This is a genomic window from Rhodococcus sp. AQ5-07 (genome assembly GCF_009707305.1).
Classification (GTDB): Bacteria; Actinomycetota; Actinomycetes; order Mycobacteriales; family Mycobacteriaceae; genus Rhodococcus_F; species Rhodococcus_F erythropolis.
In genome coordinates this window covers 4,175,365-4,191,254 of record NZ_CP046099.1, presented here as the reverse complement: position 1 = coordinate 4,191,254, position 15,890 = coordinate 4,175,365, and the positions used below count along the sequence as shown (strand labels likewise).

Genomic DNA, 15,890 nt, shown 5'->3' with positions numbered 1-15,890 from the left:
GCGGGTAAGTGGGTCTATCCGAATGACCCGGTCTGGAAACCGGCGTCGCTGCCCGACGAACTTCCCGTCGAGCTACCGAATATCGGTCGTCTCGGAACCAGATCATGCATCAGGTTCACTGCTGCAGGGTCGATCATCGCCGCATTTCCACCGTTCGCAAGAATCGTGATCGACCAACCGCTGTCGGGAACCAACAGGGTGATGCAGTTGGATCCCGAGCTGTCTCCGTTCTTCTTGGCGAACCGTTGTGGGAAGTTCGGCGTCGGGGGTTGGAGCTGCCACGCCATTCCCATTCCGAATGCAGGATTCTCCGGAGCTTGCGTGTCGATCTGCTCGAGCATCGAGGTCAGGACCGGTTTGAGCGGATTGTTGCCATAGCCGAGAGTTGTTGCGGCCCAGATCGACATATCCTCGGCGGTGCTGACGAGGCCACCCCCGCCTGCGATCGCACCCGTGTTGTTCCACAGAGGGGCTCTTGTGCCGTCGAGGTAGTACGGAACGGCCAGGTCGGTTGCTTTGGTCTCGATCACGGTACCCATCATCCCGAGCGGGTCGGTGATTTCGCGGGCAACTGCTGCCGCGAAAGGCGGCTTCTCCTGTCCCGGAATGATCTTGTCTGCCATGAGTGTGCCGAGCAGTCCGAACCCGAAGTCCGAGTACAGCCAGTGGCTACCGGGGGCGAACTCCAAGGCCCCGGGAGCCCGGAGTCCTTCCCAGAGCATGTCTCTCGTGTACTTCGCTTTCTCGTCCACGCACGATTGTGTGGGATCTGCGCACCCAGCCGAGAGATTGGGTGGGTCGTCGCTAAGACCGGAACGGTGGGTGACCAATTGGCGAAGCGTGATCTCCTCGCCACTGCTGCCTTTTGGCAGCGGGTTGCCGTCCGAATACTTGCTCGCCAGGTCGTCCAATCCGACTTCTCCCCGAGCGATCAGTTTCGCCAGTAGTGCAGCGGTGAAGGTCTTGGTCTCCGAGGCGATCTCGAATTGCGTTCGTGGAGTGACTCTCACGCCGTTTTCGACGTCGGCCTGGCCGTAGTGGTACGTAGTGGTGACACTCGCATTGCGGTTCTTCTCATCCGGTTTGACGATGGCGAAGGCAAGACCGGGGACTCCGCTGTTCAGCAGTGTCTCTGCGACGCGCTGTACCGCTTGGGCTTCCGCAGGATCGCCGACCCGCGAACCTGGATTGGGTGCCGTGGGGCCGGCGGCGCTGGCGGTCGAGGAGGTCGCGAGGGTTATGACGGCGGTTGCCGCCAGCCCTGCAACGCTGATGAACTGTCGTCGTGACGTCCGGGCGGACCCTCGATCCTGGTTTTCCATTGTTTGCACATTACAACCAAAGTCGACTAGTTTGACTGTTTTGTCGGAATTGCCAAGGTGTGGTCCTTAGACGATGGATTTGCTAAATTACGCCGCCGTTGACGTAGATGACCTGGCCGTTGACCCAACGAGCTGGGCCGGCGAGAAACGCGACAGCCTCCGCGATGTCCACCGGTGTGCCGAGGCGTTCCAGGGGAGCCAGCTTGGACAGGTTCTCCACTGTAGCTTCGTCTTTCCCGTCCAGGAACAGATCGGTGGCCGTGGGGCCCGGAGCTACGGCGTTGACCGTGATATCGCGTCCCCGTAGCTCTTTCGCGAGAACCAGAGTGATCGCGTCGACAGCACCTTTGGTGGCGGCGTACGCGGCATAAGTCGGAAACGCCAGCTTCTTCACGGAGGTGGAGAAATTGATGATCGCACCACCGGTCCGGACACGTCTGGCTGCCTGCTGGTCGACCACGAAGGTCCCTCGGACGTTGGTCCGATGCATCCGATCGAAATCGTCGAAGTTCAGTTCTGCGACGGTGGAGAGAATCATGATTCCGGCTGCATGGACGACGACGTCGATGCCCCCGAACTCCTCCTCGACCGTATCGAACAGGGTCGCGACTTCACCTTCGTCGGCGACGTCGGCATGCACCGCGATGGCGCGACCGCCCGCTGCGACGATGGTGTCAACTGTTTCCTGGGCGCGTTGCAGGTTTCCTGAATAGTGCACGGCGACAGCCATTCCGTCGGCGGCGAGCTTCTCGGCAGTCTCTCGCCCGATGCCGCCGGAAGCTCCGGTGACGATGGCGACGCGGATGGTGGTGTCAGTCATGATGTAACTCCTGAACTGGTTTGGGTGCATCGGACAGCTTGCGGAGCCACTCCCGTAGTAGGCCGACTTCGTTGGTGGAGAGGGAAGTTGAATCTGCGGCGGCGAGTTGAGCGTCGAGAGTGGATGCAACTCTGTTGAGGGAGGCGTCCGGGTGGGCGTCGGACTCGTCGATGATGGACGCGATGATTCCGTCGCGAACTCGCTGTGACAGTGTCGGATCGGGGTACTGTTCCGGCCTTACGACGAGCATCAGAGCGACACCCGCATTGGCGGACATCACCATCTGCGTAGCCACGTCGACCGATACGGTCAGAACGCCTGCCGCAGCGCATCGTTCGAGAACGGATCGAAGTAGCGCCTGGGCTTGCAAGGCGGTGTCGGCACTCTGGGCGGAAGGTGAGTGCATCAGTCGGTAATGAGCGGGATGTGCGAGCGCGAAGGCTGTATGCGCATCCCAGCCGGCCCGTAGATCGGCGACGGGGTCATCGGAAGGTGTCGCAGCGCGTTTGCCTTCGAGGTATTCGGAGAATCCTGCCTCGACGACGGCTGCGAGCAGTCCGTCCTTGTCGCCGAACTGACGGTAGAGCGCGGGGGCGCCGACGCCGGCCATCTCGCACACGGCACGGGTGGAGATGTCACCGTTGGGGGAGGTGTTGAGCAACTCGGTTGCTGCTGCCAGAATCTTTGCTCTCGAACTCATGAAAACAACGCTAACATAAATGTGTAATCGTTGCTATCGCGGGTTTGGTCGTGCGAACGAACTACAGACACAGGCACCAGAACTTGATCAGATGAGTGAGCCGGTCCGGCCACGGTTCTGTGTGGAGTGACGGCTAGAGCCGTTCTGTTGTCACACTCTGAACGAAGGAATCCTGGTGATCGACTCGGAAACTACTGTTGCGCCGAATAATTCGCATTCCGGTTATCTGGGGTGGATTCTGCGGGTCGTCAGTGTCGTGGCGTGTGTTGCGGTTGCAACGGTCGTTGCCTCGCTGACGCTCGGGCCGCCATTCGCACGGGCCTGGGCACAGTGGGTTGCTCGTCATCTAGGTGGGGACTTCGAGACGGGAGTCGTTGTCGGATTTGTGACTGGGCTTTTAGGCATTGCTGTGACTTTGTTCGCAGCGCTGATGAGTTCGTTGGCGTGGCGGCGCCGAGGTGGCCCGGCATTTTCGCTTGGTATCGGTGCTATTGCCTTGCTTGCCGTTCTTCCTGGCGCAGTGAATTTGAGTATCGCGGTCGGTGCAGCAGGATCCGGGGTAAGGGCGGCGGGGAGGATCCTCGACGTCGACGGGCCGGCGTTTCGTGGAGCCTGGGTAGCCGGATCAGTGGCGGGACTGTCGCTGTATATGGTCGGGGCGCTGCTGTTAGGGAGGAGCCTTCGTTCGGCATTCGGGCCTGTCAGGCAGGGGGTGTCGCCGCCGCCAGGGGTGGTCGGCGGTACGAATGCCTTGGCCATCGTCGCACTGGTACTTGGAATCTTCGGTGGGGTTCTTGCTATTCCCGTGGGCCATGTGTCGCTGAACCAGATTCGCCGTTCCGGCGAAAGTGGGCGCGGATTGGCAGTGGCCGGCCTCGTTCTCGGCTATCTGTCGCTGGTCGTCATCGTAGGTGTCGTACTAGTGGCTGTGCCCGCGGCCTTTCGATAATTTGGGTCGCGCGTCAGAGTTGGGTGGGCTGGAGTGGCTCGATGTCGTAGGCGCGGGGTCCGAACAGGCTCGCCGTCCGGGTGCGAATGGACGGAAGTGCTTCGTAGAGGCTCCCGCCGAGGCGGTGGAGGGAGTTGAACGATCGCGATTCCCAAACCGGAAACTCTCCGTCGGTGTCGCGTGATGCTGTGTCCCACAGGAGGGCGTCACCGTTTTCGCTCCATCCGAAAACCTGCAGCGAGTCGGGGAGTGACCAATCGCCGTCGGGTTCGATCATCCAATCGAACTCGTCATCCTGTCCTTCTGTGTAGACCGAATGAAGATGAGCGGTGAGGTTGCGGGCGCGCCCTTGCCAGCCGTCGGCAAATCCGGGAAGGACGGGCGGATAGATGAGCCAGAGTCCGAAGGTCCGCGCCCACCCTGCGTGCCGGATGAATGCGCGATATGAATCGGGGAAGCCCTGCCGGTCGGGAAATCGAAAAGAATCCAAAAAGGTGAAATCTATGTGTTGAAGCGTCGGTTGGCCTTTTACCGTCAGCGCGTTGGGTCCCGTGGCAAACACGTCATCAACACTAGCAATGCGAGTCCGTGGGGGATCTCGGGCGGGAGGTCTTGGCTGGTTGTTCCCCGAGTTCGTCGGATCAAATACCTTCAATGACCCGCAAGATTCACCACCAATCGAATCACCAACTCGCCGTCCACCTCTCGGGTCCGTTTCTCGCAGATCACGTTCATCAATGCGGTGCCCTCATCGATGCCGAGTTGGTGTGTGAGTAGCGTGTCGATCGTGTCGTCGGCGCTCGTCAATGCAGCTGCAGCGGAGGCGAGTTGGTGGTTCGTGACTCCTCTGTTGCCCGTCAAGGCAACGCGCAGAGAGCCCCTGGTGAACGTCGTGATCGCGGGTGGTGTCGGTCCACCCGTGTTGGCTTGTCGCACCCCGGCGATGTCCACCCCGGGTAACAAATCGGACGTGGCCTTGGCCGGCACTCCACCAATCGGATGCACGGAGACAACTCGATCGCCGAGGCGTTCCAGAGCGGTGTCGATCGACGCTACTGTGCCGGCGCGGTGAGTCGCGACCAGCACGGCGACCGAGCCTGTGGTTTCGCGTACCCAGTTCTCGGTAGCGAGCGAGTTGACCACGGATGGAAAGTGATTTGTCGTCCACTCCATGCCGAGTTCGGTGCGGTGGACCATTACTACTCGGACGGTTGGGAAGAGAACGGAGGGTGCGAGGGCCGCAGCCAGATTTCCGATGAGACCGTCGCCGAAAATGAGCAGCGTCCCCGGTGACTCACGGGAGAGGCAGGAGAGCGCGTACCTGACGACGGCGTACGGTTCGACGAGAGTAGCGCGTGCGCTGGAAAGTTCCAGTGGCAACGGCGTGACCAACCCTCCACTCACCGCGGGCACGCCGATGATGACGCGTTGTTGAAACAACCCCTCGACGTTGTGGCCGAGAAGAAACGATGAATCATGCGGATGCGTCGGGTTGACCACGACTCGATCACCTACCTCGAAGCCGGTGACGCCGTCGCCCACTTCGACGACGCGGGTAGCGCCTTCGTGGCCGACGATGGGCGAGGGGTCGTCCCTGTCTCCGCGCACAATCTGAATGTCAGTCCCGCACAGGCTGACTTTCTCGGGGGCGACGAGAAGTTCGCCGGGTCCGGGAGTTGGAGTCGGCCGCTTTTCGACGCTCGACCGACTGCCCCTTCTCACGATTGCGCGATGGGTGAGTTGCGTTGTCATGAATCCTCTTTCACAGCTTGCTTACGCGGAGGCGACCGGCGGCAATATCGTCGGCACCGGACAGGGTGTCGATGTCGTGAGGACGGCACAGGTATATCGTCTTACGGATTCTCTCGGGAGTCAGTGACGTGTCCGCGTACGATCGCACCGAGGCGAGTTGGGAACAAAGTTCCCTCTCGTACATCTCGGACAGACCTTCGGCGAGCCCGCCACCGATCCCGATGCGATCCAGTCGTGGATCGAGGGCGATCATCGTTCTGACCAGCTCGGCGATCGGCTCGACGACCACGCTCAACAGAAGTGATGCACCAGGGGCGCCTGACTCGAGTGCTGGACCGAACGAATCTCTGTCATAGGGCAATTCGAGAGCCGAGGCGACAGCAGCCAACGCCGAGCCGGACGAGATCGCCGCGACATGTCCGATGCCTCCACATGCGCAGGGCAACTGTCGCACTGTATCCGGCCCCGACGTCACTGCACGAAGGTGGCCGACCTCACCTTGCAACCCCAATGCGTCCACTGGAATCACTCCCTCTCTTGCATCAGCTATCCGCAGTGCGATCCCGCTGCTGATGGTGAGGTAGGCGATGCGCCGATCGGTGGGACGTGTAAACCCACGAGCGAATGACGCCAACCCTGCCGTCACGTCGTTCACGAGTGTCCATCGAACGTCCGGGCGGTGGGATTCGAGGAGGCGCAGCAACGGAATCTCACCGGCAGGAGTGCCGCCCCACAATGGGCCGGATCCATGGGCGACGCCCTTCTGTTCGTCGAGCGCGGCCCCGCACGCCATGTTCACTGCGGCACCCGGCGGTAGATATCGATCCAGTGTCTCGATCAGCTCGCGCAGGAGTTGATCGGGAGTGGCAGACGGTTGTCGGAGCACGCTGGGCGATGGCAGCCGTTCGGTTCGCTCACCGCTGCGGATGCGTAGCCACGTACCTCCCAGATCGACCGATACGGTATCCGTCATAGTTCCGGTACCACGTCGATTACGAGCTCCGATCTCTCTCGGGAGAGTCGTAGTGAAGTAAAATTATTCACTCTCAAAAGGTTTCGTCCGGGCTCGGCTCCGATTGCAACGCATGATGCGCCGGAATCGGCCGCAGCAGCCATGCCGGCCGAGGAGTCTTCGAATACGGTGCAGGAGTCGGCGGAAACCTTCAAGCGCGCCGCCGCTGCAAGAAAGCCCTCGGGATCTGGCTTGCCGGCGCGCACGTCCTCAGCGCATACCGACGCGTGTGGAAGCGGGAGGCCCGCTTCAGTGAGCCTTCGCACCATCATCGATCGAGGGGCCGACGTGACAATCGCCCATTGCTCCCGGGGCACAGACGCCAGAAAGTCCTTGGCGCCGGCGATGGCGCGAACTGGGTGCGAGTTCTGCTCTTCGCTTTGCCTGATCCAGTTCAGTTCGGATTCGACGTTTGCTCGATTACCGAGAACCCGAACGATGATGTCGGAAGCGATGCGGCCTGGAAGTGCCTGCGCTACCACCGCCCGATCAACGCCGTGCCGGTCCGCGAATTCGAACCAGACAGCCTCGATCGACGCCTGCGAATCGACGAGGGTTCCGTCCATGTCGAACAGCAGTGCCGAGGTCGAAATGGATTGTCGAATCAAGCTGGGCCGCAGAGTCATAAGACGGCTACCCGACTCATTCCCAAACTTTCGCCGGCAATGCGAATCAGATCGAGATCGTGGTCGGTTGAGCGGCGCAGTCGCTGGTCGCCAGGATCGGTATCGAGCACAATCGTCTGTGCACCGATCTCAGACAGAAAATCGATGTCGGCACGTATCTGGTTGATGGTTCCGTACCCGAGTGGACGGTCTGGTGATTCGACAGATCTTTCGGTGGGGAGAAAGTAGATGCGGGGGACGAACTCACGCCCGGGGGCGAGTGAAGCGACTCCAGCGATGCATAGGCCCCGGGTAGGGTGCAATGGGTGCCATGCAGTGCCTAATCTGTTGGTTCGGTCGATCGCAGCGGGTCCGTTGCCGCCGATCCACAACGGAGGGTGTGGTTGCTGCAGCGGTAGAGGTCCGTTGTGCACGCGATGTGTTCCGGCCGAGCCCGGTGCGTCGTATGTCTCCGACGTCCACGCTGCGATCAGGGTTTCGAGAGTGGTATCCGTCAGTCGGCCTCGACGTGTGAACGGAACGCCGAGGACGTCGAAAGCCTGTGCAGTCCAGCCGACCCCGATGCCCACGATCAACCGTCCGCCGCTGAGTCGATCAATCGTCGCGGTCGCGTGGGCGAGGTGGGCCGGGTGTCGGTGACTGCCGATCAGCACGCCGCTGCCCAGGCGAATCGACTCGGTACCCGCTGCGAGCCAGGACAGCGTGGCCAGGCACTCGTAAAACGGAGCGGGAGAGCGGCGATTCGCGTCGTCGGTCAACACCACGTGATCCGAGAGTAGGACATTGTCGAATCCGGCAGCTTCCGCTGTCCGGGCCCACGCGAGAATCCCCTCGGGGTCGATCTGCGGCCCGAAGTTGGGGAGATTGATTCCGTACTTCACAGCGAACTCGGAATCAGTCGCGCGGCGCCCCCGTGGCGGAACGTCAGGAAGTTTCCCCCGTTGGCGGTCAAAGGGCGAGGGGCCTCCTGCCGGCCGATGTGGTGCTCGAACAACTCGATGTTCAAGTCGCCGACGGATACCATCGCCATCCGGGACGTTCCTTCGACGTCGAGATCGAACTGTGCCGTCATGAACCCGCGATCCGCTGCGATGTCGGTGCGGAGCACCTCGGTTCCCGAATGGGCGGTCACCAGACGCGCTATCGCGGCGTCGAGGTCCGGGACGCTGTAGCCCGTGTGATCCAAACCGCGGCAGGTCGGGAGAAGGGCTGACGCGATGTCCTCTCGTCTGTGGTGGAGTCGGGCCTGGGTCTCGTGGAAGTATCCCGGCTCCTCGGGCCACTGCTGAAGTTCGAAGAGATCGCCCCACGGCGACCGGAAGTACACCCACTTGTTGCCCGCAATCGGACCCTCGGGTACCTCGATCACGTCGCCGAGGACTGTCACGTCGCTTCGCGAATCAAGGTAGCTCACAGCGAGTTCGATATCGCCGACAGTGAAGCAGAGATGGTTGGTACCGATGTCGACCAACCGCGGTGGGGGTTGATGGGGCCAATCCGCTGATACGAAATCCACGACCCCCGACAATCCGATCGGTACGGAGACACGTCCGGGGTATCTTACGACGCGGTTCGCACCCAGGAGTGAAGCGAAGAAGTTGGCGGCGGCGTCCGCATCGGGAACGGTGACACCGACTGTGGACAAGGCATCTTCGACATTCGCGGTCACGGTCATGGGATCAGCAGTACCTTTCCTCGGGTTCCGCCCGCGGCCAGCAGAGCGTGGGCTTGGGGTGCTTCGTCGAACCGGAATGTTCGGGCGACAGGGACGGTGACCGAACCGGTCGATACCAGTTCGGCGAATGATTCGAGGCCCGAGCCGTCCTCGTCGACATAGCTTTTCGCCGGTGTGATTCCACGTTGCGGTGCGGGTTGCTCGTTGTCGTCGATGGAGATGAAGGCGCCGTCGTCTCGCACACTGTCGACGGATTCGGCAATACCCGCCGTGTCGACGATGGCGTCGTACTCCTTCTGCGGCAGGTCGACGGGACTCGCTATGACCCGGCTGAGGCTGAGGGCCAAGAGTTCGTCAGTGTCGCTCTCGCGAGCGAGGGCTTCGACGCGGTGTCCCCGCGAGATCAGCAGCGCCGACGCTATTCGGCCCACCGCGCCGGCAGCACCGGTCACCAACACCGTGGATTCTGGTGCAAGGTCGAGTTTCTCGAGGCATTGCACAGCGGTGAGCGCTGCGAGTGGGATCGCAGCAGCGTGCTCGAGGGTGACGTTCGACGGAGCGGGTGCGAACAAGGACTGGTCGGCGGTGACGCGTTCGGCATAGGTTCCGTAGCGGTGTGCCGGTTGCGCGATCATTCCGATGACGCGGTCTCCTGGCGTGAAGCGTGTTACCGCGGATCCGACTGCGATAACAGTTCCGGAGACGTCCCATCCCAATACGGCTGGGAAGTGCAACTCGATGGGCAAGAACCCCGAACGGGTCTTCAGATCGACAGGGTTGACGGCAGCGGCTGCAACGGAAACAGTGACGTCTCCGGGGCCGGATGTCGGCTCGTCAACCTCGGTGAGAGTGAGAACGCTTGGGTCGCCGATGGCTTCGATTGCGATGGCTTTCATGCGATTCCTTTCATGAGACCTTGCGTTGGAGAATGATCGACGGCGTAGCGGGCATTCGCTTCGGCTGCAGTCAGAACCAGTCCGCCGTCGACGGTAACGGTGGTCCCCGTGAGATAGCTCGAACCGGACCCGGCGAGGAACGCCGCGGCTGCTGCGACCTCGTGCACACCGGCCGGACGCCCCAACGGGATAGCGGGGCGATCGATGTCCGCATACGAGGATTCGTCATCGATGCCGTTCATCGCGGTGGCGGTTTCTCCCGGTGCGACGGAATTGACGCGCACTCCGTGGGGCGCGAATTCGAGGGCGAGGACACGACTCGACGCCGCCAATGCTGCCTTGCTGGCGCAGTAGATTGCACCGCCGGTGATGGGGACCGTGTCATGGATCGATGTGATGTTGACGATCGATCCTGCGATACCTCGCGCGATCATCCGGCGCCCCACCGACGAGGCCAACGCAAGTGGGGTGATCGAATTGACGGCCATGACCTCGCGCATTCGATCGATGGCGAGTGCATCTGCGGGTGATCGATCGTTGATTCCGGCATTGTTTACCAGGCAGTGGATCTCACCCAGTTCATCTGTGCATCTCAGAACGGCGTCGACTGTCGATTCGGCATTGCGCAGGTCCAGTTGCAGGGGAACGACGTCGATGCGGAACTGCGCATTTAGTTCGCTCACCAACCGTGCGATGCGATCGAGACCATTGCCGTATCCGAGGACGAGGTTGTGACCCTCTTTCGCAAGCGCGAGCGCGATTGCCCGGCCGATACCACTACTCGCTCCGGTTATCACTGTGTATTCGAGCTCACTCAACAGAGATCACCACCTTCGGCCGTGTCCTGTGGCCTTCGAGACGATCGAATGCGGACTGTGCTTCGGTCAGAGGAACCACACTGTCGATCAATGCGGTCAATGCCGGGCGAATCAGCGGGAACAGTTCCGCGGCTCGGCGGTAGTGATCTACCCCGTGACGTACTCCGATGATCGAAATGCCGGCCAGCGCAACCGCTCCGGGATCGATCGATTCCGTGTGCGCCGCGACGCCTACGAGGATGCACTTGCCTCCCGGACGGAGAACGCCTACGGCGGTACCCAGCGCACCGGCGCCACCAGACGCCTCCACGACCACGTCGTACTGCCCGGTCAGGTGTGTGGCATCGGTGAAACTGTGTGTGACGGTGCCGGAGTCGAGGTGTTCGATCGACCGGGGTTCGAGAACGTCGACGGTGATCGGGTATCGACTCAGCATGGCGATGGACAAGCTGCCGATCGTGCCCGCTCCGACGACGAGAACCCGATCACCCGGCGACACCGAAGCAGCGTCGAGCGCCTCGAGCACCGTCACGAGCGGCTCGATGAGAACGTGCTCCGGTTCGACTGTGACGCGACCGAGTGAAACGACCGTGCGCCGCGGCATGCGGAGGAATTCGGCTGCGGCACCAGGATGTTCGTATAGCCCGACCTCACGCAGATCGGAGCATTGGTTGCGTCGTCCGGCCCCGCAGGCCGAACACGCCTGGCAGAAAATCATCGTGCTCCCGGTGACTACGTCACCCGCCGACAGATCGTGAATATTCGGGCCGGTCTGCTCTACGGTGCCCACCCATTCGTGCCCGAAGTGATGCGGAAACGACGTAAGGCCGTCAGTGAGGTATGACGACGTGCCGTGCAACAACTCCAGATCCGTACCGCACAGACCGACATAGGCAACCTTGACGACGACATCGTCAGGCCCGCAGTTGGGACGGTCGATCGTCACGATCGACACGGAACGGGGAGCGTCGATCATCGCAGCTCTCATGGCTTTCACGTCACGCTCCGAGCAGTGCGCCGACTGACGAACAGCAGCAGTACTGCGCCCGCCGCGAGGACTGCCCCGATAGCAGGCAGGACTGCAACGCTGTTGCCGCCGGACAGAGCGATCGAGCCGATCCACGCGCCGGCAGCATTCGCAAGTTGGAATCCTGCAATGTTGACCGTGGCAGCAAGGTGCGGGGCTTCGCTTGCAGCACCGATGAGTTTCGAGGCGAGCGGCGGAATAATGGAAAAACCGGTAGCACCGAGTACGAACATCCAGGCGAAGGCAAACCAAGACGTTCCGCCGAAGACGAAGAGAGCGAGAAGTGCCAACGCGAGCGCGGTCAACGCGATGTACAGCGTTTTGTCCAGGTCCTTGTCTGCGTAGTAACCACCGAGTTGATTGCCGACAACAGACCCGACGCCGAATACGAACAACACCACCGTCACCGTCGACACCGAGATGCCGGCATGCTCGGTGAGATACGGCGAGATGTAGGTGAACACCACGAAAAGCGCTGCCTGACTGAGAGCGGTCAGCCCGATCGCCCACAGAACTGGGCCCCGGGTGAACACCCGTAGCTCTGAGCTGACGTTGCCGGTCTGGTGCGAGGGAGCGGCGTTGCGCGTCGAGGCGATCAGCGCAGCGGTGACCAGCAGTTGGAAAACGGCGATGATCGCAAAAGACCAGCGCCAACCCAGTTGTGTACCGATGAGAGTTCCCAAGGGGACGCCGAGGACCGTCGCCAGGTTCAGTCCGAGGGTGACGCGGGCGATCACACGCCCTTGGAATTCAGGCGCCACCAACGACGTCGCCAGCACCAGGCACAGAGCGAAGAACGTCGCGTGTGGCAGAGCAGTGATGATCCGAAATATCACCATGGTTGCGAAGTTCGGTGCCAGCGCAGTTCCGATGTTGCCGATGACGAAGAGAGCCATCAGAGCCGCGATGAGAGGTGTCCGCGGCACCCTGGTGGTAGCGATCGTCAGTAGAGGGCCACCGATGACCACTGTGACGGCATAGATGGTGACGAGCAGTCCGGCTGTGGAGGTGCTGACCCCGAGGTCGGTGGAGATGTCCGGAAGTACGCCGGCCACAAGGTATTCGACAGTGCCGACGCCGAACACTGCCAGGAGCATCCAGATTATTGCGGCATTCGCGTTGGTAGAGCGAGCCGTTGTCGTCAATTTGTGCGGAGTTTCGACCACCATGGCCTATCCCTTCTCGTATCCGGTGTATTCGACGACTGCGCATCCCCATGTGAACCCGACGCCGATGCCGGTGAGCATGATCCGGTCTCCGGGGTGCAGGGCCTTGCTGCGGCGGAGCAGGTCGAGGCCCAGTAGTGGGTCGGCAGCACCGGTGTGGCCGATGGTTCTGCCGAGTTCGACCAAGGTCTGCTCGGCGCGGATCTTCAGCGGCTCGAAACATTGTTTGCGGAGTAGGACGTTGCCGAAATTCGGTACGATCCAGGTGGCGATGTCACCGTGATGAGTGGCGGCATCACCCAAAGCTGTTTCAGCGCATCGAGACAGAGCGGCCGCGTTGCGTGACCAGAACTCGTCGATGGAGTGAGTCTCGGTGAAGCCCCCCACCCGTGCTCGGAGATCGATCGGGTCGGCGGTGCCGTAGACAGGCATGCTTGTGCGCTCGTGCCCGCGGTGCATCTGCTCGAGGTGTGCATCAGTGACTACGGAAGTCGAAAGAATACGAAAGGGACCCGGATCCGGGCCGATGACAGCAGCGGCCGCGCCGTCTCCGTAGGCGAGACCGCTGTCGGAATTCCACCGGTCGAACAGGGGGAGACGCCAAGCGTCGGATGCAGTTACCAGGCCTTTGCCGTGTCCGTCGAACCAGCGGCCGATCAGTTCGATTCCGACGATTGCTCCGGCGCAGGCTGTTCGGATCTCGATCGGCAGGCAGTCGTCGATGCCAAGTTCGTTCTGAATGTAGGCGCCGCAGTTCCACGCCTCCAGGCCGTTGTGCAGAACCACTGCATGCACGAGTAGGTCGATTTCGTTGCTGCTGATTCCGCTGTCGGCCAACGCAGCTCTGCCTGCGAAGACTGCCATCTCCGGCGCGGATTCGCCGATATCAGGGTCCGACACTGCAACCGAAGTCTGTCCGGTCTTCTGCTGTTCGACGGGATCGAACCGTCCTTCGGTCACCATGTCGGAGGCTTGTTCCCGCCTGTCCGGTAGGTATGAGCCGAAGCCTTCGAGGTAGAGGCCGCCCCACCTCATGACGCGACCTTCGTCACCGACGTCTCACGGACGCGTAGCTCGTCGCTCTTCCTGTTCAAAAGGGCGGAGGCAGAGTTGATTCCGTCGATCGTGACATCATTGACGAAGTGGTGTCCACCGATCCCGACCGGCAAAGGCAGCCGTTGCCGCCCGTCCCGATGACGCACTGTGTCGGCCAATGCGGCGCCGAGGACGCCCGGTGTGGACAAGACGTCGTTCCAGGTGGGAAGGCCGAGGCGCCTCATTACAGTCAGGACGCGATCAAGTTCAGCTTCACTGATACTTCCCCGCAAATAACCCAGTGCAGACGTCAATGCCATGTCGACAGCTACGGCTTCACCGTGCAGAAGTTCCGGTAGTGCTTCCATCTCGAGCGTGGGCGAGAATGTGTGGCCGTAGTCGACGCAGCGTTCGAGGCAGGATTCCCACAGATTGGGCTGCAGTTCCTCGAGCATCAGGTGGATCGACTCGGCGATGACTTGTGTTGCTGCTGTGTCGAGTTCGTCGGAAGAGCCCTGAAACCTGTCACCGATCAATCGTTCCCCGAAGATTTCCAGCAGTTCGAAGAGGTCGAGGGATTTGATCAAGGCCATCTTGAGTATCTCGGCAAGGCCGTTGGACAAGTGTCGGTTGTCGAGGGTACGCAGGAATGCTCGGTCGACAAAAGTTGCCAGGGCCGGTGCATACGTCCCCAGTCGATTCTTGCCCATGCCGTAGTTGACTCCGGTCTTGACGCCGACCCCGGCGTCGACGAGGCCGATCAGTGTGGTGGGGACCCGGATGTACGGCGTTCCGCGGCGGTAGACGCTCGCGGCGAAACCGACAATGTCGAGTAGAACACCCCCGCCGATCGCGATTACCGGCTCCCTGCGTCGGTCGATGCCGAATCCGTTCATCGCGTCGACCACCCGCACCGCAGAACCCCACTCTTTGACCGTCTCGTCGGCTCGCATCGGTACGAAGGATGCTCGTATTCCGTGGTGTTCGAAGTAGCCTCGAATTCTATCCCCGTGAATTCGGTCGACGTTCGCGTCGATGATGATCAAGCGTCGGTCTCCGCGGTGTAGCGACGCTGCGCTGCACCCGTCGAGTAGTCGAGTGCTGTCCTTGGCGAACAGATTTCGTGCGGCAATCACGTGATACTCGACCTGTTTGACCGCTTCGACCTTCCATGTCGAATCGGTGGCCGCGCTGTGGCTGAGACCCAGTTTGAATGAAGCGGCACTACGCATGTCGATCCCCCTAGACGGTGTGAAAGAGCGTTCGCGAGCTGTGTCAGCAGTACGGCGGTACTTCAGTGAACGAAATGAACTTTCGAGGAGAACAGTAGGACATTCGCATAGTGATCGCTACAAGAGTAGAATAGATCACATTTGGATCGGTAGATGCTGCGGAATTGGGAGGTTGCATGGCCGGGGTGCCGGGACAAGGGCGGAAGTTCGACGTAGACGCGGCCTTGGACAAGGCGATGTATGCCTTCTGGGAGCACGGCTACGAGGGGACATCCGTTGCCATGTTGACTGCTGCGATGCAGATAAATCCACCGAGTCTCTACAGTGCTTTCGGCGGCAAGGAAGGAGTGTTCTTTGCCGCCGTCGATCACTACAACGCGACTCGCGGCGACTTCATGGACCGGGCGTTCGCCGAAGAGCGCGAGGCATCCGAATTGATTCGCCGCCTCTTGAACGACGCGGCGTCCCATTACACCGACGAGTCTTGTCCGGGTGGTTGTCTGATCATCAGCGCGGCGGTCAGCGTGACCGACGCCAACAGTCACATAGCAAACCGATTGCGCGACATGCGAAATGCCAACGTGGTGTTGCTGTCGCAGAGGATCGCAGCCGATATCGCCAACGGACTCATACCCGCTGACTCCGATCCCGAGGACCTTGCCGAGTTCATCGGTGTAGTCATCCAAGGCATGTCTCAGCGCGCCCGAGACGGTGCAACACAGAGGCAATTGGAACTCGTAGCGAACAGGTCTTTCGACTCGCTGAACTTCTCGAAAGACCTCATCGGCTGAACAGATTTCAGTTGACGGTCGGGGGTCGAGCTGGATTGGGCGATGGAGAGCATCGAGGTCGGTCCTAGT

17 protein-coding genes are annotated in these 15,890 nt (G+C 61.2%); 2 read left to right on the top strand and 15 right to left on the bottom strand.

What is annotated here, in order from left to right:
• Positions 1–14: 14 nt before the first annotated feature.
• The 3 genes from GJB56_RS19550 to GJB56_RS19540 form a co-directional block, all read right to left on the bottom strand.
• Positions 15–1,322 carry a serine hydrolase domain-containing protein gene (locus GJB56_RS19550; protein WP_113682679.1) on the bottom strand — a complete coding sequence of 436 codons (1,308 nt, stop codon included), beginning with the start codon at positions 1,320–1,322 and terminating at the stop codon, positions 15–17.
• 82 nt (positions 1,323–1,404) lie between these two features.
• On the bottom strand, positions 1,405–2,142 hold the full coding sequence (locus GJB56_RS19545) for an SDR family oxidoreductase (protein WP_113682678.1): 738 nt from the start codon (positions 2,140–2,142) through the stop codon (positions 1,405–1,407).
• Complete coding sequence (locus GJB56_RS19540; RefSeq protein WP_113682677.1) at positions 2,135–2,842, bottom strand: TetR/AcrR family transcriptional regulator; 708 nt, start codon at positions 2,840–2,842, stop codon at positions 2,135–2,137. The genes GJB56_RS19545 and GJB56_RS19540 overlap by 8 nt, the downstream gene beginning before the upstream one ends.
• 175 nt (positions 2,843–3,017) lie before the next feature.
• On the opposite strand from GJB56_RS19540, the gene GJB56_RS19535 reads away from it, so the two are divergent.
• Positions 3,018–3,791, top strand: a complete 774-nt coding sequence (locus GJB56_RS19535) for a DUF4190 domain-containing protein (protein WP_113682676.1) — start codon at positions 3,018–3,020, stop codon at positions 3,789–3,791.
• A gap of 13 nt (positions 3,792–3,804) precedes the next feature.
• Here GJB56_RS19535 and GJB56_RS19530 read toward each other — a convergent pair whose 3' ends face one another.
• From GJB56_RS19530 to GJB56_RS19475, 12 genes are all read right to left on the bottom strand, one after another.
• A complete protein-coding gene (locus GJB56_RS19530; RefSeq protein WP_024487502.1) occupies positions 3,805–4,281 on the bottom strand; it encodes a hypothetical protein in 477 nt (158 codons plus the stop codon).
• A 161-nt stretch (positions 4,282–4,442) separates the two neighbouring features.
• Positions 4,443–5,543: an alcohol dehydrogenase catalytic domain-containing protein gene (locus GJB56_RS19525; protein WP_019745661.1), complete on the bottom strand. Its 1,101-nt coding sequence runs from the start codon at positions 5,541–5,543 to the stop codon at positions 4,443–4,445.
• Between the two features lie 10 nt (positions 5,544–5,553).
• Positions 5,554–6,516 (bottom strand): ROK family protein, encoded by a 963-nt coding sequence (locus GJB56_RS19520; RefSeq protein ID WP_019745660.1) that lies wholly within the window; start codon positions 6,514–6,516, stop codon positions 5,554–5,556.
• Positions 6,513–7,181, bottom strand: a complete 669-nt coding sequence (locus GJB56_RS19515; RefSeq protein WP_019745659.1) for an HAD-IA family hydrolase — start codon at positions 7,179–7,181, stop codon at positions 6,513–6,515. Before GJB56_RS19515 ends, GJB56_RS19520 begins: the two co-directional genes overlap by 4 nt.
• Positions 7,178–8,062, bottom strand: a complete 885-nt coding sequence (locus GJB56_RS19510) for a TIGR03619 family F420-dependent LLM class oxidoreductase (protein WP_020971055.1) — start codon at positions 8,060–8,062, stop codon at positions 7,178–7,180. Before GJB56_RS19510 ends, GJB56_RS19515 begins: the two co-directional genes overlap by 4 nt.
• Complete coding sequence (locus tag GJB56_RS19505) at positions 8,059–8,856, bottom strand: VOC family protein (protein WP_019745657.1); 798 nt, start codon at positions 8,854–8,856, stop codon at positions 8,059–8,061. Before GJB56_RS19505 ends, GJB56_RS19510 begins: the two co-directional genes overlap by 4 nt.
• Positions 8,853–9,752 carry an NADP-dependent oxidoreductase gene (locus GJB56_RS19500; protein WP_019745656.1) on the bottom strand — a complete coding sequence of 300 codons (900 nt, stop codon included), beginning with the start codon at positions 9,750–9,752 and terminating at the stop codon, positions 8,853–8,855. Before GJB56_RS19500 ends, GJB56_RS19505 begins: the two co-directional genes overlap by 4 nt.
• Complete coding sequence (locus GJB56_RS19495) at positions 9,749–10,570, bottom strand: SDR family oxidoreductase (RefSeq protein ID WP_019745655.1); 822 nt, start codon at positions 10,568–10,570, stop codon at positions 9,749–9,751. The genes GJB56_RS19500 and GJB56_RS19495 overlap by 4 nt, the downstream gene beginning before the upstream one ends.
• Positions 10,563–11,558 carry a zinc-dependent alcohol dehydrogenase gene (locus GJB56_RS19490; RefSeq protein WP_020909399.1) on the bottom strand — a complete coding sequence of 332 codons (996 nt, stop codon included), beginning with the start codon at positions 11,556–11,558 and terminating at the stop codon, positions 10,563–10,565. The genes GJB56_RS19495 and GJB56_RS19490 overlap by 8 nt, the downstream gene beginning before the upstream one ends.
• A gap of 5 nt (positions 11,559–11,563) precedes the next feature.
• The gene (locus GJB56_RS19485; protein ID WP_113682675.1) at positions 11,564–12,766 is read right to left on the bottom strand and encodes an MFS transporter; all 1,203 of its coding nucleotides are present in this window, start codon (positions 12,764–12,766) and stop codon (positions 11,564–11,566) included.
• Between the two features lie 3 nt (positions 12,767–12,769).
• Complete coding sequence (locus GJB56_RS19480; protein ID WP_029537128.1) at positions 12,770–13,798, bottom strand: 3-oxoacyl-ACP synthase III family protein; 1,029 nt, start codon at positions 13,796–13,798, stop codon at positions 12,770–12,772.
• Positions 13,795–15,030 (bottom strand): sedoheptulose 7-phosphate cyclase, encoded by a 1,236-nt coding sequence (locus GJB56_RS19475; RefSeq protein ID WP_019745651.1) that lies wholly within the window; start codon positions 15,028–15,030, stop codon positions 13,795–13,797. The genes GJB56_RS19480 and GJB56_RS19475 overlap by 4 nt, the downstream gene beginning before the upstream one ends.
• Positions 15,031–15,206: 176 nt before the next feature.
• Between GJB56_RS19475 and GJB56_RS19470 the strand changes: the two genes are divergently transcribed.
• Positions 15,207–15,821 (top strand): TetR/AcrR family transcriptional regulator, encoded by a 615-nt coding sequence (locus GJB56_RS19470; protein ID WP_069145464.1) that lies wholly within the window; start codon positions 15,207–15,209, stop codon positions 15,819–15,821.
• Positions 15,822–15,890: the final 69 nt, after the last annotated feature.